Annotated in this window: 20 protein-coding genes; 10 read left to right on the top strand and 10 right to left on the bottom strand. The window is 54.2% G+C overall.

All coding sequences use genetic code 11. The features are described 5' to 3' along the window. Positions 1-44: 44 nt before the first annotated feature. The 4 genes from CLV80_RS03515 to meaB form a co-directional block, all read right to left on the bottom strand. A complete protein-coding gene (locus tag CLV80_RS03515) occupies positions 45-497 on the bottom strand; it encodes an NUDIX hydrolase (protein ID WP_106355354.1) in 453 nt (150 codons plus the stop codon). 80 nt (positions 498-577) lie between these two features. Beyond that, positions 578-2,983, bottom strand: coding sequence for an ATP-dependent helicase HrpB (gene hrpB, locus CLV80_RS03520; RefSeq protein WP_106355357.1), 2,406 nt, complete (start codon positions 2,981-2,983; stop codon positions 578-580). Between the two features lie 161 nt (positions 2,984-3,144). After that, positions 3,145-3,429, bottom strand: a complete 285-nt coding sequence (gene rpmB / locus CLV80_RS03525) for a 50S ribosomal protein L28 (RefSeq protein WP_106354875.1) — start codon at positions 3,427-3,429, stop codon at positions 3,145-3,147. Positions 3,430-3,650: 221 nt separating this feature from the next. Then, entirely contained in the window at positions 3,651-4,640 is a 990-nt protein-coding gene (gene meaB / locus CLV80_RS03530) for a methylmalonyl Co-A mutase-associated GTPase MeaB (RefSeq protein ID WP_106354877.1), read from the bottom strand. Between the two features lie 138 nt (positions 4,641-4,778). On the opposite strand from meaB, the gene CLV80_RS03535 reads away from it, so the two are divergent. Continuing rightward, positions 4,779-5,459: a site-2 protease family protein gene (locus tag CLV80_RS03535; RefSeq protein ID WP_106354879.1), complete on the top strand. Its 681-nt coding sequence runs from the start codon at positions 4,779-4,781 to the stop codon at positions 5,457-5,459. Beyond that, complete coding sequence (locus tag CLV80_RS03540; protein WP_106354881.1) at positions 5,459-5,890, top strand: low molecular weight protein-tyrosine-phosphatase; 432 nt, start codon at positions 5,459-5,461, stop codon at positions 5,888-5,890. The genes CLV80_RS03535 and CLV80_RS03540 overlap by 1 nt, the downstream gene beginning before the upstream one ends. Here the strand turns inward: CLV80_RS03540 and CLV80_RS03545 are convergent. Further along, complete coding sequence (locus CLV80_RS03545) at positions 5,850-6,188, bottom strand: arginine transporter (protein WP_106354883.1); 339 nt, start codon at positions 6,186-6,188, stop codon at positions 5,850-5,852. The genes CLV80_RS03540 and CLV80_RS03545 overlap by 41 nt on opposite strands. Positions 6,189-6,467: 279 nt before the next feature. On the opposite strand from CLV80_RS03545, the gene CLV80_RS03550 reads away from it, so the two are divergent. The 4 genes from CLV80_RS03550 to CLV80_RS03565 all read left to right on the top strand — a co-directional run bounded on the left by CLV80_RS03550 (position 6,468) and on the right by CLV80_RS03565 (position 10,347). Further along, positions 6,468-7,022: a hypothetical protein gene (locus CLV80_RS03550; RefSeq protein ID WP_106354885.1), complete on the top strand. Its 555-nt coding sequence runs from the start codon at positions 6,468-6,470 to the stop codon at positions 7,020-7,022. 300 nt (positions 7,023-7,322) lie between these two features. Next, positions 7,323-9,122 carry a translation elongation factor 4 gene (gene lepA, locus CLV80_RS03555; protein WP_106354887.1) on the top strand — a complete coding sequence of 600 codons (1,800 nt, stop codon included), beginning with the start codon at positions 7,323-7,325 and terminating at the stop codon, positions 9,120-9,122. 119 nt (positions 9,123-9,241) lie between these two features. Beyond that, entirely contained in the window at positions 9,242-9,586 is a 345-nt protein-coding gene (locus CLV80_RS03560; protein WP_133169742.1) for a hypothetical protein, read from the top strand. A 188-nt stretch (positions 9,587-9,774) separates the two neighbouring features. Beyond that, complete coding sequence (locus tag CLV80_RS03565; protein WP_133169743.1) at positions 9,775-10,347, top strand: hypothetical protein; 573 nt, start codon at positions 9,775-9,777, stop codon at positions 10,345-10,347. 178 nt (positions 10,348-10,525) lie between these two features. On the opposite strand, the gene CLV80_RS03570 is transcribed toward CLV80_RS03565, so the two are convergent. Further along, on the bottom strand, positions 10,526-10,669 hold the full coding sequence (locus tag CLV80_RS03570) for an entericidin A/B family lipoprotein (protein ID WP_106354893.1): 144 nt from the start codon (positions 10,667-10,669) through the stop codon (positions 10,526-10,528). Positions 10,670-10,814: 145 nt separating this feature from the next. On the opposite strand from CLV80_RS03570, the gene CLV80_RS03575 reads away from it, so the two are divergent. Then, positions 10,815-11,126 carry a TraR/DksA family transcriptional regulator gene (locus tag CLV80_RS03575; protein ID WP_106354895.1) on the top strand — a complete coding sequence of 104 codons (312 nt, stop codon included), beginning with the start codon at positions 10,815-10,817 and terminating at the stop codon, positions 11,124-11,126. Positions 11,127-11,169: 43 nt separating this feature from the next. Continuing rightward, complete coding sequence (locus tag CLV80_RS03580; RefSeq protein WP_106354897.1) at positions 11,170-11,676, top strand: alkylphosphonate utilization protein; 507 nt, start codon at positions 11,170-11,172, stop codon at positions 11,674-11,676. A 135-nt stretch (positions 11,677-11,811) separates the two neighbouring features. Here the strand turns inward: CLV80_RS03580 and CLV80_RS03585 are convergent, their stop codons facing one another. From CLV80_RS03585 to CLV80_RS03595, 3 genes are all read right to left on the bottom strand, one after another. Beyond that, on the bottom strand, positions 11,812-12,171 hold the full coding sequence (locus CLV80_RS03585) for a hypothetical protein (protein WP_106354899.1): 360 nt from the start codon (positions 12,169-12,171) through the stop codon (positions 11,812-11,814). A 115-nt stretch (positions 12,172-12,286) separates the two neighbouring features. Beyond that, the gene (locus CLV80_RS03590; protein ID WP_106354902.1) at positions 12,287-12,403 is read right to left on the bottom strand and encodes an entericidin A/B family lipoprotein; all 117 of its coding nucleotides are present in this window, start codon (positions 12,401-12,403) and stop codon (positions 12,287-12,289) included. Positions 12,404-12,459: 56 nt separating this feature from the next. Next, a complete protein-coding gene (locus tag CLV80_RS03595; RefSeq protein WP_106354904.1) occupies positions 12,460-13,212 on the bottom strand; it encodes an alpha/beta fold hydrolase in 753 nt (250 codons plus the stop codon). A gap of 42 nt (positions 13,213-13,254) precedes the next feature. On the opposite strand from CLV80_RS03595, the gene CLV80_RS03600 reads away from it, so the two are divergent. Further along, the gene (locus tag CLV80_RS03600) at positions 13,255-13,659 is read left to right on the top strand and encodes a hypothetical protein (protein WP_243394396.1); all 405 of its coding nucleotides are present in this window, start codon (positions 13,255-13,257) and stop codon (positions 13,657-13,659) included. Here CLV80_RS03600 and CLV80_RS03605 read toward each other — a convergent pair. Then, complete coding sequence (locus tag CLV80_RS03605; RefSeq protein WP_106354909.1) at positions 13,589-14,428, bottom strand: DUF817 domain-containing protein; 840 nt, start codon at positions 14,426-14,428, stop codon at positions 13,589-13,591. The two genes, CLV80_RS03600 and CLV80_RS03605, sit on opposite strands and share 71 nt — an antisense overlap. A 212-nt stretch (positions 14,429-14,640) precedes the next feature. Between CLV80_RS03605 and CLV80_RS03610 the strand changes: the two genes are divergently transcribed. Next, positions 14,641-15,390, top strand: coding sequence for a hypothetical protein (locus CLV80_RS03610; RefSeq protein ID WP_106354912.1), 750 nt, complete (start codon positions 14,641-14,643; stop codon positions 15,388-15,390). Positions 15,391-15,430 lie beyond the last annotated feature (40 nt).

Raw genomic sequence — 15,430 nt, forward strand, 5'->3', positions numbered from 1 at the left:
AACGTTATTGGGGCGATGTCACAATATATTTATAAAGTTATGACTTAGACCGCAAAGTCACTGAGAACCTGCTGCAAGCCAGGTTCATCAACCAATTCCGCAGCCCGTGAAGGTGACGCCCACATGCGGTCGCGCCGTTCTGCTTCGGGGTAGGTTTTCGACAGCTTTTTGACTTTGAACGGGTAAACTTTGACCTCGCATGGGATCACCGTACCGTTGTCAAAACGCTTTTGACCGATGAACGATTGCATGGCGGTTTCGTCAGGCGACGCTTTTTTCACACCGCCTTCTTCCCATGCTTCTTGCTTGGCGGCTTCGACCGCGGTCAGCCCGTCAATTGGCCAGCCTTTTGGCAATATCCAACGCCCACTTGAACTGCTGACAAGCAACACCTCTGTCCCGGCGTCACCTTCGCGGTGGCACAGGGCTGCGACCTGCAAAGCAGGCGGTCGTTTAAAGAGCGGACGCAATGCGCCCTGCCAAAGGGTGTTCAACATGGAAGTCATCGTCTGCCTGCCAATAGTCTTGTTTTATTGACATTTTATTAACACGCACTGATTCGGAATGCAAATCACGCTCATGTGCCGCGCGGTTTTGCGCGCAAAGTGGGGTCCGCTTGGGTCGGGTCTTCGGGCCAGGGGTGACGTGGATAGCGGCCGCGCATGTCGCGCCGCACGTCGGCATATGATGACGCCCAAAAGCCAACGATGTCTTGGGTGACTTGGACCGGTTTTTGACCCGGCGAGAGCAGCGTCACGCGAAGCGGTGTTTTCCCCACGGTTGGGTGTTTGGTGACACCGAACATTTCTTGCAGGCGCAGCGTAATGCCGGGTGCTTCACCGTCGTAGTCGATAGGAATTTTGCGCCCCAGTGGTGTTTCGAAATGCGCAGGTGCCGCTTGTTCAAGCCGCTGCATTTGGTTCCAATCCAGCATGGCGCGAAGGGCGGGCAGCAGATCAAATGATTTCCAATCGGCGGTGCTACGCACCCCGCTGAGATGGGGCAAAAGCCATGTTTCTAAGCTGTTCATTAGCGCGTCGTCGTCCATCGCAGGCAGATCATCTAGCAAGGCGACCCTCGCACGGAACCGGTTCGCGGCCGCATTCGGGCGCAGGCCCAGTTGCCGTATGCCATCTAGCATTGCGATGGCCACTGCATCGTCGGGTGCATCCGACCAATTACGATCATCTAGCACCAATGCGCCTAGCCGTTCTTGTTTACGCGTCAGCACCCGGCCTTCGCGGCGGGACCACGTGCAAACATCAGCCCATTTGATTTGGTCACCAAAGGTTTCGCGCAGTTCGCTGTCACTAATGGCAACGGCTTGTCTGATGCGCGCCTCGCGGTTGTCACCATCCAGATCGGTCGCAACAATCAGGCGCTGCCCGGCGAGCGGATCACTTGCGTCCAACACAGCACCTTTGCCACCGGACAAGACGTAACGCGGGTCATCGCCCTTGCGGCGCAGTCCGATGCGGTCGGGGTAGGCCAGTGCGGCCATGCAGGCCAATGACATTGGTGCAGCCTTAGGCAGTTCTTTGGATAGGCGTGGTATTTCGGATTTGATCTGTGAAAGGGCCGCATGGTTCACTTGGCCCGGCCCATCATAGCGGCGGTTAAGCGCGGTGATGCGCAACGACAGATCACTGGATGCACCGCGCAAAGGATCGCGTGCAGCAAGGAGGGCAGCCAGCGGTGCCGCCTGTGCGCCAGCGATTTGCAGCATATGTGCAAGGCGAGGGTGGAGCGGCAGTGCAGCCAGCGCACGCCCATGTGCGGTGATCCGTAGGTCAGCATCCAATGCGCCAAGCCCCTGAAGAAGGGCGCGTGCCTCGGCCAAGGCGCCTTCGGGTGGGGGTGTCAGGAAGAGCAGATCGTCACTGCCCCATGTCGCGATTTCAAGTGCGAGGCTGGCAAGGTCGGCGGCTTCGATTTCGGCCGGGGCGAAAGCGGGCAGGGCGCCTTCTTCGCCTTTGGTCCATAGGCAATATGCGTCACCGGGGGCAACGCGACCTGCACGGCCTGCACGTTGGGTGGCCTCGGCGCGGCTGACGCGTTCGGTGACAAGGCGGGACATGCCTGAACCGGGGTCAAATCGCGCGCGACGGGATTTGCCTGCATCCACGACCACGCGGATGTCTTCGATGGTGAGCGAGGTTTCGGCGATGGAGGTCGACAACACGATTTTACGTCCCGATTTCACGGGGGCAATGGCGGCGCGTTGGTCTTTGAACGGTAAGGCACCGTAAAGGGGGCGGATCTGGCAATCCTCGGGCAGGCGGCCTGACAGGTTTTGCGCAACGCGGCGAATTTCACCTTCGCCGGGCAGGAATACCAGCATCCCTCCACTGGTCTCATGCGCGGCTTTGACGATCAGGTCTGCTGTCGCAGCCTCAAGCCGGGTGCCTTTGGGCAGGGATTTATCGAGGTGGTGGGTAGTGACGGGGAATGACCGACCTTCAGAGGTCACAATAGGCGCGTTGTCGAGCAACGCTGCAACTGGTGCTGCGTCTAGGGTTGCGGACATGACTACAACGATAAGGTCAGGTCGCAGAACCTGACGTGATTCCCATGCAAGCGCGAGGCCAAGGTCGGCGTTTAAGGACCGTTCGTGAAATTCGTCAAAGATGATCGCGCCGATCCCGGTCAGATCAGGGTCAGATTGGATCATGCGGGTCAGGATGCCTTCGGTCACGACCTCGATTTTGCTACCCGATTTGCTGTCGCCACGCATACGGTAACCGACCGTCTGGCCCGGTTTTTCGTCCAACCCTTCTGCCAAGCGTTCGGCGGCTGCACGCGCAGCCAGACGACGCGGTTCTAGCATGATGATCTTGCCGTTCGTGAGGTCAGCCTTGAGCATAGCCAGCGGGACACGTGTGGTTTTACCTGCACCCGGCGGGGCTTGCAGTACTGCACAGCCTTGGGCGCGGATGGCGGTGATCAGTTCGGGTAAGATGGGATCAATAGGAAGGGTAGTCATGGCCAGTGTCTGGGCCATTCAAGAGGGGTGGGTCAAGACCCACCCTACGGGCGTTGCGTTTGCCGAGGTGTCGTAGGGTGGATTTTAATCCACCCCTGCAAACAGAAAAACCCGGCAGCCAAAAGGCAACCGGGTTTCATAAACTCTAAAAAGAGAATCGCTTAAGCAGCAGTTGCTTTAGAGATTTCTTTTTTCACTTTCAGCGCTTCTGCAGAAAGCTCAGCATCTTTGGCTTTCGCCATGAATGCGTCCAGACCACCGCGGTGATCAACGGTGCGCAGAGCAGCGTTAGAGATTTTGAATTTGAACGAACGGCCAAGCACGTCAGACTGCAGTGTAACGTCTTGCAGGTTTGGCAGGAACCGACGGCGTGTGCGGTTCTTAGCGTGGCTTACGTTGTTGCCCGACATCGGGCCTTTTCCGGTCAATTCGCAACGGCGCGACATGAGCTGTTCCTTGTACTGTGGACATCACCAAACCAGATGTTTGGGCGTCCTGTCATAGGGGTGATGGCCCCACCAAGGCAGGGTCGTGAATAAGATTAGCGCCAGATAGGCGGATTCCTTAGACCCGTCAACCCGATTTGCCATCGCGGGCCGATCAATTCGCCCATCTGGGTGCCATTTATTGCGCCTGCGAATAGTTAGTCAAAGGTTTGTTGGCCTGCCTAGCTTCTACGAAAACGTGAAAGCACGGTTTCAGCGGCCGTAGCTGGCGTTGCTTTGCCAGCGGTGACCTCGCTCTGGGCAATTTGCATTTGCTCTTTGGTTTGTGGATCATCAAGCAAGAGTTGAAGCAGCCCTTGATGGACGTCTTCTTTGAACCAATAGCTGGCTTGGTCCTTGCGGGTTTGCTCCCAAATACCAGTTTCGCGTCGCCAGTCCCGCAGGGTTTTCATTTCATCCCATGCGGTCTCGAGCCCGACAGTTTCAAGTGCGGATACGGTCAGAGCTTTGGGGAAGCCTTCTGGGTCTTGGGGACGTTTACGCAGTAGCCGCAATGCCCCAGCATAATCGGCACAGGTCCGGGTTGCTTGCGCCTTTAGGTCGCCATCTGCTTTGTTCACGAGGATCACGTCAGCCATTTCCATGATGCCGCGTTTGACGCCCTGCAATTCGTCCCCGCCTGCTGGTGCCAAAAGCAAAAGGAAGAGGTCGGACATCTGCGCCACAACCGTTTCGGATTGCCCAACACCGACAGTTTCGATCAGCACCACGTCGTATCCCGCAGCCTCGCAAAGCGTGACGGCTTCTCGGGTGCGGCGGGCCACACCGCCAAGCTGGGTTTGGCTGGGGGAGGGGCGGATAAACGCATTGGGATCACGGGCAAGGTGATCCATCCGGGTTTTGTCACCCAAGATCGAACCGCCAGACCGGGCAGAGGATGGGTCCACGGCAAGAACCGCCACCCGCAGCCCTTGGCCCGTCAGCATCAACCCAAAGCTTTCGATGAATGTCGACTTACCAACGCCGGGTGTGCCCGACAGACCGATGCGCATGGCTTGGCGGTCGCTGCCAAGCAACGTGAGAAGTTCAAGCGCTTGGGTCCGATGGTCAGCGCGTCCGCTTTCGACCAACGTAATCGCGCGGGCCAATGCACGACGGTCACCAGCGCGAACGCCCTCGGCGAGGGCAGTGATATCAATTTTCTTGCTCATGCTTGCATTCATATCGGGCAGGGGGCGGCTGTCTAGTGGCTTAGGGTCGCAAGCCAGAGTGGGTCAATAAGTGTTGCGATATGTGGGGCTTTGATATTGAACCTTATGAAAGCGGAATTGGCTTAAGGGCAGGATTGCATGTTTGGTAACGATACGGTGGTGTTCCAGTTCACTGGGCCTTTTGGCGTGCGGGTGGATGTGGGGCAGTCTTTGGCGATGCTCGTTTTATTCATCGTCGTGCTGTCGGGTGGTAATCTGGTGAGCAGCCTGATTTTTGCGACGATGTTGGTGCTTGCGATCTTTTTGCATGAATTCGGCCACGCGTGGGCCTGTATCGTTCAAGGCGCACCTGTGCGGCGCGTTATGTTGTTCGGCGGTGGCGGTTTTTGCGAACCTGCCCGGTCAACGACGCGCTATCAAAGCGAGCTGATCATCGCGATGGGGCCAATTGTGAACCTTGCGCTTTGGGCGTTGTGTTCGATTGCGGTCAAGACGATTTGGAGCGCAGAAGCTTTGCCATCTGAGGCGATGAGGCAGTTTGCGTCTTATCTGTATATGTTTGGCTTCCTGAACTTGTCGCTGTTCATATTTAACCTGATCCCAGTGCAGCCGTTGGATGGTGGCAAGCTGCTCCATCTGCTTTTGCTACGGTTCCTAAAGCCCGGCGTGGCGCATCGGACAGCTGGCGTGATCGGGCTGGCGATGGCTATCGCGTGGATACCTGCGATGTTCTTTGTTTATGCCACTTATGGCTGGGTGCTGTTCTTTATGCCCTCGATGCCGGCGCACTACCGTATGGCGCGGGGGCAGTTGGCCTGATGCGCGTTTTGTTCGTATGCTTGGGGAATATCTGTCGGTCGCCTGCGGCCGAAGGCGTTGTGCGTGCGATGGCGCCGCATCTAACGCTTGATAGTGCAGGAACTGGTGGTTGGCATGTTGGTGATCCGCCTTATGGCCCGATGCAAGAGGCGGCAGGACAGCGTGGGTATGACCTAAGTCCGCTGCGGGCGCGTCAGTTTACGGCGGAAGATTTCGATGCGTTTGATCTGATCGTCGCAATGGATCGGCAGAACCGCGCAGACATCGAACGGCTTCGGCCCAGTGGAAACGACACGCCTGTGCGCCTGATGGCGGCCCAAGACGTGCCTGATCCGTATTACACCCGCGATTTTGACGGGTGCCTTGATATTATCGAAGATGCCGCGCGGATTATGCTACGGGAACACAGACTTGAGACGCCATTTCAGTAAAGCCCTTATAGCGTTTCCAGAATGCTTCTGAGCTTGGGTTGTCTGATTGACGGGTGTCTTGGGCAAGTTGCGGTTCTGTAAAGAACGCCACCGCGCGGGATTGGTCACGGCCGGATAGGGTCTGGTTCGCAACACCCTGCACGCAGCCACATAGTGCAGGCGACGCCGCCTTGCGGTCCGCTGCCATACAGGCCTGACTGATAGGGCCGCTCGCGTTGGGAACGCCACTCGGACGGCTACCGCCGCCGCCACACGCCGCCAAGCTCACCAAAGCCCCAATTAAAACTAAATACCGCATATTGCCTCTCTCTGGCCGCTGTCTGCGCAGACGGTCCGACTGATGATGCCCTCAGGCGGGATTATGGCGAGGGAAGGGGCGTGATGCAATTGGGGAATGTGATAGGGGCATATGACATGCACGAGTTGTTGTGGGACGTATGGAGTATTTGACGGAGTGCAGAAAACAATAATGGTCAAACTAGTGAATATCAGGAATGAGCCCAAATTGACTAATGCTGCAAGTTGAACCAAAGTCCGCTTTACTTAGGATACACAGATAACGTTGTCGGAGCAGTCGATGGAAACGGATGCCATGCTCATCGAATATCGAGACGAGACGACGCCGCGTGTCAGGCTGTTCATTGCGGTCGTGGTGACCCCGTTCATGGTCATCTTGGCAATGAATTTTATTTTGGCTTTTGGATTGTTCGGACGTGACGCACTGGATTTAGTCGGGTCCATGTTGCGAGGCGACTTCACGCGCTTGGGCGATTTTGTGGGCTATTTGGCTCTGCTGCTGCTCTGTGTCGGAATACCTTGCGTCTTTATCTATGCTTCAATCAGCAAGGGCGTTTTCGCTCCCAACGTTGTTGTGACAATTGACCCAAGCAGACAAATTGTTTCGATCTGTCGCGGTGTAACGTGGCAAAGCTCACGCCACGCAGAATATGCATTTAGTGATGTTGCGGCCATTGAACTGGCAAACAGTTCGCTGACAGCGAGTGAACAGAACGAAATTTCGCTTCGTATTCGCAGCTTGAAGCGGCCACTGGTCTTAGTGGCCACTTTTGATGCGCAGGCCGCCGCACAGGAGTTTCAAAAGCTGAAGGAGATAGGCCTACCAAGTCGGTAGGACGTCTTGGTGAATGTGCAAAGCTATTCTGTGTTTCTCGCCAAGAAATCTAAGAGCCTCTTGTATGCCTGAAGCGGCCTTCTAAGACTTGGGCATGAATAGCGGCTTCGTTCCGCACACCCGTCGTTGAGAAGGCGGGTGTGATGTTTGGTGTTGCGGTGCTCCACGTCGGCTGGGGGAGCGCAGGTGTTTTACACCGGTGCGATATAGTTTCTTTGCGGTATCCTCATCTCAATCCACTTGCAAAACCCGTGTTCTTTGGCCATTGACGGTTCAAACTTTGCATAGGGCTTCCCCTTCATGACTGACCTCGATCACATCCGTAACTTCTCTATCGTCGCGCATATTGACCACGGTAAGTCCACGCTTGCCGATCGGTTGATCCAAGAGACAAACACGGTGGCCGCGCGTGATATGAAAGCGCAGTTGCTGGACAGCATGGATATCGAACGTGAACGCGGGATCACGATCAAGGCCAACACGGTGCGCATCGACTATACCGCGCAAAACGGTGAATCTTATGTGTTGAACCTGATCGACACCCCCGGTCACGTGGATTTCGCCTATGAGGTGTCTCGGTCCATGCGTGCGGTCGAAGGGTCGTTGCTGGTTGTGGATAGCACCCAAGGGGTTGAGGCCCAGACGCTGGCCAACGTGTATCACGCGATTGATGCGGACCATGAAATCGTGCCTGTACTGAACAAGATCGATCTGCCCGCGTCCGAATGCGATCAGGTTGCCGCGCAGATTGAAGACGTGATCGGGATCGATGCGTCTGAAGCGATCCGCGTGTCAGCGAAAACCGGCGTTGGTATCGTGGAAACGCTTGAGGCCATCGTGCACAAGCTGCCTGCGCCCAAGGGCGACCGCGATGCGCCGCTGAAGGCGATGCTGGTGGACAGTTGGTATGACAGTTATTTGGGCGTGATCGTTCTGGTGCGGGTCATCGACGGCACGATGAAGAAAAACGACCGGATCAAATTCATGTCCAACGGGACCATTCACCAGATTGATAAGATCGGTGTGTTCCGCCCCAAAATGCAAGACGTTACTGATCTTGGCCCGGGCGAGATTGGGTTTATCACCGCATCCATCAAACAGGTGCGTGATACGCGGGTGGGTGACACCATCACATCCGAGAAAAAGGGCACCGAAGTCGCGCTGCCGGGCTTTAAGCCTGCGCAACCCGTTGTGTTCTGTGGCTTGTTCCCCGTGGATAGCGCCGAATTCGAAGACCTGCGCGATGCGATTGATAAACTGGCGCTGAACGACGCGTCATTCAGCCACGAGATGGAAACATCTGCCGCGCTGGGCTTTGGGTTCCGTTGTGGTTTCCTTGGGCTGCTGCACCTAGAGGTCATTCGTGACCGGATTGAACGCGAATATAACATTGAGCTGATCACGACCGCGCCGTCGGTGGTTTACCACGTCTATATGCGTGACGAGACGATGATCGACCTGCACAACCCCGCTGACATGCCCGACATGACCCATGTGGACCATATCGAGGAACCGCGGATCAAAGCGACGATCCTTGTGCCGGATGATTATCTGGGTGACGTGCTGAAACTGTGCCAAGATCGCCGTGGTGTGCAGTTGGACCTAACCTATGCGGGTAGCCGCGCGATGGTGGTTTATGACCTGCCATTGAACGAAGTCGTGTTTGATTTCTACGACCGCCTGAAATCGGTGACCAAGGGCTATGCGTCGTTTGATTACCAAATGACGGGCTATCAGCAGGATAACCTTGTGAAAATGTCGGTGCTGGTCAACGATGAACCCGTCGATGCGCTGTCGATGATGGTGCACCGTGACCGTGCTGAACAGCGGGGCCGGGCGATGGTTGAAAAGCTCAAAGACCTGATCCCGCGCCACATGTTCAAAATCCCGATCCAAGCGGCCATCGGCGGCAAAGTCATCGCCCGCGAAACCCTATCTGCCCTGCGCAAAGACGTGACCGCGAAATGCTACGGCGGCGACGCCACACGGAAACGCAAACTGCTGGATAAGCAGAAGGCGGGTAAGAAGAAGATGCGCCAGTTCGGGAAAGTGGATATCCCACAAGAGGCGTTTATTTCAGCACTCAAGATGGACAGCTAAAAGCTGGCCATTCTAAGCGCGCGTGCGGGGAAGCGATTGGCGAAGCTAATGGGGCGGCCGCACTTGATTGGATGTTGGTGATATGTGAACTTGGTGTGGCTATATTCGGAGCGCGCCCAGTGATCACTATTACTTCCAAACTTGAACCCTATGATGGACCAAGCCAGACCATTCAGAAACTTAGTTCATCTTTCAAGCAGCTTTCTGCTAAGGAATTCAGGGATAAACCCGCACGTATGACGGCACGGCAGGCGAATTTCTATCGAAACCTCATCACCATTGCGCAAGAGTTGCAGTCCTGCGCAATCCCGGTCAAATTTGAGTTGCAGGGAATTGGCGCAGTGCATTTGGATCAAGGCTGCATGAAAATCGCGGAACATGCAGGCTTTGTTATGCCATTGACGGATAGCGTGACTGGAAAGGTAGAAGAGGTGAAGCTGAGTTTTGCTGTTCTGAAGCAGTAAAATGAGATTGATTAGTATTGTTAACGGATATTATTGAGAAAATATCTATGCGTTGACGTTGGATACCCGAGTCGTTCATCCGAGATTGTGTACGAGGAGGTGATCTGTGTGGCCAAATTTCGGTAGGGTCCCAACGAAATGGAGCGGTTCGTGTTTAGGAGGCCGGGAAAATGAATAGGTTTTGGAATATGCTAAACGGCTTCATTTCTATGGTTAGAGCCAATTGGAAAACAGCTCTTTCAATTACGTTTGTGTTAATTGCAGTGATGGATACCTTTGTAACTTCAATTTCTACGATCGCAGCGACGTTTTTAGGGTTAGCAGCGCTACCATGGCTGCTTGGCCTTTTTGAAAAAGTCACATTGCCGGGAGGGATCGAACTAGATCTTAAAAAAATTGAAGAAAAGCTAAATGCCAATCCAAGTGAGGTTCATGACGAAGACCGTGACGCTTTCAAATATTTGCAGACTGACGATCCTAATCTGGCGATGGCGGCATTGAGGATTGAAATTGAGCGCCGCTTACGAAAAATTGCATCAGCTAGAAACTTAGTTACTACCGGCGAGAGGAATGGTATTACTCAATTGTTGAGGGTACTTGGGGATAATGGTGTGGTTGGGCACAATGTCTCTTCTCTTATTCTTGATATGCTGCCTACATTGAACGCGGCGGCGCATGGAGCGAATTTACCTTCGTCATCCGATGAGTGGGTTCTTAGCAACGGCCCTAAGCTACTCTCTCTTTTGGACGAGAAACTTTAACTTATAACTCTGAGGCACATTCGAAGAATGTGCAGCGCCCGGACCTCCCCATGGGGAGGGCGCTTCGCACCCACCCCGAGGTCCATGCGCCACACTAATGAGGGGCGGCGCGTGAATGATGCGTACCCCAGAGCTCAGTCCGTTCGCTCCACGTGCGGCGTCCTTAAAAAACCGACTTTTAAAGATCGTTCTGCACGTCTTGGCTTTCTTCGGTAATCGCTTCGCCTGCGTTTGAAATATCTTGGCCGGCGCCTTTGACTGTTTCGCAGGCGCTTAGGGTAAAGGCGGCTAGGATCAGGGCAATCATGGGTGACTTACGCATTGGGTCGTCCTTTCATTTGTAAAAATCTGTGGGACCAACGCGTGATTGTCGCCTCGGTTCCATAAATGCGCAGATTGTCTTGACCCAAATCAAAGCGTCACAGGTGCAACCGGGGCATTGTCGTCAAAACTTTAGGAGGCACGACATGGATATTGATACCTATGAAAAGACGCTTATCGCGCGCCGCGCAGAGCTGGTGGGCGATATGGTTGAGATCGAAGATCAGTTGGACGATCCGCCGTCCAAGGACTGGGATGACCGATCAACCGAACGTCAGGGTGATGAGGTGCTAGAGGCGCTTGGCAATAGCGACTTGGCCGAGATTAAGCGGATTGATGCGGCGCTTGCACGCATCAAGGCGGGTACCTACGGCTATTGTCAGAAATGCGGTGAACAGATTTCTGAGGCACGGTTGGCGTTGTTGCCGGACACGCCATTCTGCAAGACATGTGCCTGAACAATCGCTGGCTCTTGGGTCGTAAACCGGGTATCGCGGGGGCATGATTTGCCCCCTTTGCCAAACCCCCGATACGCCGCTTTCAAGCTTTCCTGTGACGGGTGGCCCTGAAGGGGCAACTGTCGAGATTTGCGGGACCTGTGTCGCGCAGCTTGATAACCCGTCCGAGGACCACTTTCGCGCGCTTGCCAGCACAATGTGGTCCGAAGATCCCGGAATCGCCGTGCTTGCCGCGCGGGTGCTGGTGAAGATCGGCACGCCGTGGGCGCTTGACCTCGCGGATCAGCAGTATCTGGATGATGAGACCCGCGCATGGGCCGACAACGTGGTCGCCGCAAGCGAACACAAAGATGCCCATGGTGCGACCCTGAATGCGGGTGATACTGTGGTCTTGATCAAAGACCTTCCGGTCAAGGGCGCGGGCTTTACCGCGAAGCGTGGCACGGCTGTCCGGGGTATTTCATTGGTTGCTGATAACGCAGGCCACATCGAAGGCCGCGTCGAAGGACAACGCATCGTCATCCTGACCGAGTTCGTTAAGAAAAAATAACGACGGAAATTTCAGGCGGCTGCGTATTAGCTTTGTCTAACGATGGAGCCGCCCGATGTACTATTACCTTCCCCATGCTTTTGTTGTCCTGATGGGCGGTCTGAGTGTCGCGACCTTTGTGACATCCTGCGTGATCTAGGGCTGTTGCGTTAGCTGTGTCCATGCGGCGTGATCTGCGCGTTTTAGCCGTGCCAGCGCGTTTTCAGCCTCGGCGCGCAATGCATCCTTGGTATCGGACTTTACCTCTTCAATCTCGGTAATCAGCGTGTCGATTTCCGGCAGGCCGACCCCGGTTTTGTCGGACAGCAATTTTAGCGCCTCAAGCACTTTGCCTAGCTGTTTGCCATAGCTGGCAACTTCGGTCTGGATCTTATGTTCGATCAGCGGGTTGCCTTTGATGTCAGGCGAAAACAGGCGTGGCGTGATTTCTTGGGTGACGTCACCCGAAAACGGCGCCCGGAAAATTGGGGACCAAATGTCAAATGGGGTGATCATAGCAATCTCCTTATTGATGAATAAGAGAATGCGACCAGTTCGAGGCTGGTTGAGTCAAGGGGCCCTGACAATGTTGCGTGATTTATCCCCGGCTGCCCAATAAATGGGCGCGCGGTCAGAGCGCGTCGCTGACTGCTTCGCCTGCGTTGGTGATGTCGCGACCGACGCCTTTGACAGTTTCGCAGGCAGACAGCCCAAAGACGGATAGAACAAGAAGTGCGCGGATCAGCATTGATAGACCTCTGTATTACAGTTTCGTCAAAAGCCTAGCCGCTGATTTTTCACCGATCAACCCGCGGCGGGCATGTTTAGAAAAGCTGTTGCTGCGGCTTCAAACTCGCGTGGTTTTTCCGCGTGAAGCCAGTGGCCCGCGCCTGGAATTTTTGCGAATTTTGCGTTTGGGAACAGTGGTTTTATGATGGGTCGATGTTCAGGCAAAACATAGCTTGAATTGGCACCCGACAGGAAAAGCGTTGGCCTATCAAAGACGCCTGTGACATCTGGGAAGCCGACGATTTGAGGCATATCCGCCTCGAGCACGTCCAAATTTAGCCGCCAGCGTTTTTCTTTCATATCAAGACTTTGCAAAAGAAAATCCGCGACGCCCGGTTCAAGTTCGCCAAGCTGTTCTTTCGCATCGTTGCGGTTACTGACCTTTGCGGGATCAACCTGTCGCATCGCACTTAGCGGTCCCATTTGGGTGTGCTGATAGGGAACGGGTGCAATGTCGGCGACGATCATGCGGCGCAGTTTTTCGGGGTGTTTTAGCGCCAGTACCATGGCTGCTTTGCCACCCATCGAATGGCCCAAGACATCCATCGGTTGATCAATGACTTCGGCCAGATCAGCGGCCATGTCGGCATAGCTTTGGCTATCAAACCATGGGCTGTTGCCGTGGTTGCGCATGTCTACAACGATCACAGGGCGTTCCGCTGACAGGCGCTTGGCGATCACCCCCCAGTTTCGTGCGGATCCGTACAGGCCATGTGCAATTAAAAGGGGTGTGCCCGCGGGCCCATCATATCGTACCGTGTTTAACATGCATCTGTTCTAACCCTTTGTACGACAGGAGTGCCAGAGGCATTGAGCGAAGCAGCGTTTACAATTACCGGATGGAATATGGTGCATACGATTGATCAACAGGTAGCAGAGATTCGCGGGTTGCTTGAGACCAGGTTGCGCGTGCGTGGTCATTCACTTGCCGTGCAGGTGCGCAAGGCTGGGCGGGCATTGCCCCGCGCTGTGCGACGTGACTTGGCGTATATGGTTCAATCTGCTGATTTGGTGAAAAATCCAAAGTTGGCGCGTATGGTTGACCCATCACATGCACAACGTGCGCATCGGAATGCGGTGGCCTATCTGAACACGATTAATCCGCGTGAACGACGTATCACTGCTGCCGTTAATGTTGTTGCGTCTATTGCGCTTGTACTGTTGGTGACTGGGGCTGTGGTGCTTTACGTGTTGGTGCAACGGGGCTTTGTCTAAGCGGGTCTTTGACGACTAGCGTAACTGTGGCGAAGGCCACATAAAGTAACAGATACCACGAGCCTATTTTTGCAAAGCTGACCAGTTCTAAAGGGTTTTGTCCGCTGTAAATCCATGTGCCTGTCAGCGTGCCGATGTTTTCTGCGATCCAAAGGAATAAGCTGCTAAGGAACGCAGCGAGGGGGAGGGGCATCCAGTACCAGTTCGCGCCGATCCGAAACCAAATGCGCGTGCGGATGTAAAACAGGACCGTCGCCGCAAACAGAAGATTGCGGATATCCCAAATATAGTGATGGCTGAAGAAGTTGACGTAAACGGCGACAGCCAGTCCAAAGTGCAGCAGCATCGGCGGGAAGGGGGCGAACTGCATGTCAAACAAGCGGACCACTCGCGCCATGTAGCTGCCGACGGCGGCATACATGAAACCAGAAAACAGCGGGACACCGTATAGCTTGAACAAAGCAGGTTCGGGATAGCCCCATGACCCGGCGCTGACCTTGAACCACTCCATCGCGCTGCCAGTGATGTGAAACAACAAGATCACGCGCGCCTCGGCCCATGTTTCTAGCTTGTACCACAAAAACAACGCCTGCAGGCCAAGGGCGATTAGAAAAAGCGCGTCATAACGGGCAATGGGCCAATCGTCCTGCCAGATCACCTTCGTCCCAATGATCGCCGCCAGCAAGCACGCGCCAAACAGACAGGCCCATGCTTGTTTGAGAACAAACATCACAAATTCAGCCACCCTGGCGGGGAGACGGCGGCGCATGGCATCGCCGAGGCGGCGTTCAGTGAGGCGGGTTTGGTTCATGGGGGAGGGTGTAGCAGGCGCGTCGGTAATGAAAATGCAGAAAATGTGCAGTTTGTTATGAGAGTCGTGCTGTCCGGTTCACACTCTGGGGTTGCTTTTACCACAATAATTCCTTGAAGCTGGTGAGCGGGTGCCCAAGCTAAGCACATATTTTTGATTTGGAATTACGAATGGCTATACAAACTCAGTTCCCAAAGGGATGCGACCCCGTTGATTATCTAAGCTCATTTGCGCCTGCTCTTATTGAAAATGGGGGCATGTACGAGTCCCTTTTAGGGATGCAGGATAGCCTTCGGCAAGCGAAGCTGATCCCATTGGAACCATTAGGAATGCTCGCGTGCTTAACAGCCGAAGAGGAAGCCGCAACATTTCTTTATTATGCTTTGCGTCATAAAGGCTATGAGGTGTCATGTTTTGGAAAATTGCGACAACATCCTGATAAGATTAAATTTGTCGTACTTGCAGATGTCATTTCGAAATATTTTTTTGACCCCCTAGAGCAAATGTCAGGTTTGATAAGGGTGGAGCGAAGCGGTGAAAATCCACAAATCACGGTACGCATTCCGCATAACAATTTTGAAATAGTTCAAGATGATCCATTGGAGACTATAGTTACCTTTGGAAATGGTGAAAAAGGACATGATGTAGCGGTAGAACGGGCAATCGACATGATTCTAGATAAGGTCACGCCCAAAGGGTTTACAATAAAATCCCATATCAAGAATAATGTCGCAAACAGAAGAAATTTTTGTCTCTATGGCTCTCCGCCTAAAAAATTCAGACTTAGCTCTGAGGAAGAGGTTGAGCACTTTATTGGAAATTGCGTCGTGATGATCTTGTTCGGTTTTTTAGTCCATACTGGTAGAAGGACAGCACCATCACTACAAAAAATAATTGACACGCTTTTTGAAAAGATCTGAGCTTACGCTGTTTGGAATACTAATATTTCTCTGTAATTCG

The organism is Yoonia maritima, assembly GCF_003003285.1.
GTDB lineage: Bacteria > Pseudomonadota > Alphaproteobacteria > Rhodobacterales > Rhodobacteraceae > Yoonia > Yoonia maritima.

Bases quoted from the DNA above. Each gene is read 5' to 3' on its own strand.
- CLV80_RS03515 (WP_106355354.1), bottom strand. From the start codon at position 497: ATGTTGAACACCCTTTGGCAGGGCGCATTGCGTCCGCTCTTTAAACGA.
- hrpB (WP_106355357.1), bottom strand. From the start codon at position 2,983: ATGACTACCCTTCCTATTGATCCCATCTTACCCGAACTGATCACCGCC.
- rpmB (WP_106354875.1), bottom strand. From the start codon at position 3,429: ATGTCGCGCCGTTGCGAATTGACCGGAAAAGGCCCGATGTCGGGCAAC.
- meaB (WP_106354877.1), bottom strand. From the start codon at position 4,640: ATGAGCAAGAAAATTGATATCACTGCCCTCGCCGAGGGCGTTCGCGCT.
- CLV80_RS03535 (WP_106354879.1), top strand. From the start codon at position 4,779: ATGTTTGGTAACGATACGGTGGTGTTCCAGTTCACTGGGCCTTTTGGC.
- CLV80_RS03540 (WP_106354881.1), top strand. From the start codon at position 5,459: ATGCGCGTTTTGTTCGTATGCTTGGGGAATATCTGTCGGTCGCCTGCG.
- CLV80_RS03545 (WP_106354883.1), bottom strand. From the start codon at position 6,188: ATGCGGTATTTAGTTTTAATTGGGGCTTTGGTGAGCTTGGCGGCGTGT.
- CLV80_RS03550 (WP_106354885.1), top strand. From the start codon at position 6,468: ATGGAAACGGATGCCATGCTCATCGAATATCGAGACGAGACGACGCCG.
- lepA (WP_106354887.1), top strand. From the start codon at position 7,323: ATGACTGACCTCGATCACATCCGTAACTTCTCTATCGTCGCGCATATT.
- CLV80_RS03565 (WP_133169743.1), top strand. From the start codon at position 9,775: ATGCTAAACGGCTTCATTTCTATGGTTAGAGCCAATTGGAAAACAGCT.
- CLV80_RS03570 (WP_106354893.1), bottom strand. From the start codon at position 10,669: ATGCGTAAGTCACCCATGATTGCCCTGATCCTAGCCGCCTTTACCCTA.
- CLV80_RS03575 (WP_106354895.1), top strand. From the start codon at position 10,815: ATGGATATTGATACCTATGAAAAGACGCTTATCGCGCGCCGCGCAGAG.
- CLV80_RS03580 (WP_106354897.1), top strand. From the start codon at position 11,170: ATGATTTGCCCCCTTTGCCAAACCCCCGATACGCCGCTTTCAAGCTTT.
- CLV80_RS03585 (WP_106354899.1), bottom strand. From the start codon at position 12,171: ATGATCACCCCATTTGACATTTGGTCCCCAATTTTCCGGGCGCCGTTT.
- CLV80_RS03590 (WP_106354902.1), bottom strand. From the start codon at position 12,403: ATGCTGATCCGCGCACTTCTTGTTCTATCCGTCTTTGGGCTGTCTGCC.
- CLV80_RS03595 (WP_106354904.1), bottom strand. From the start codon at position 13,212: ATGTTAAACACGGTACGATATGATGGGCCCGCGGGCACACCCCTTTTA.
- CLV80_RS03605 (WP_106354909.1), bottom strand. From the start codon at position 14,428: ATGCGCCGCCGTCTCCCCGCCAGGGTGGCTGAATTTGTGATGTTTGTT.
- CLV80_RS03610 (WP_106354912.1), top strand. From the start codon at position 14,641: ATGGCTATACAAACTCAGTTCCCAAAGGGATGCGACCCCGTTGATTAT.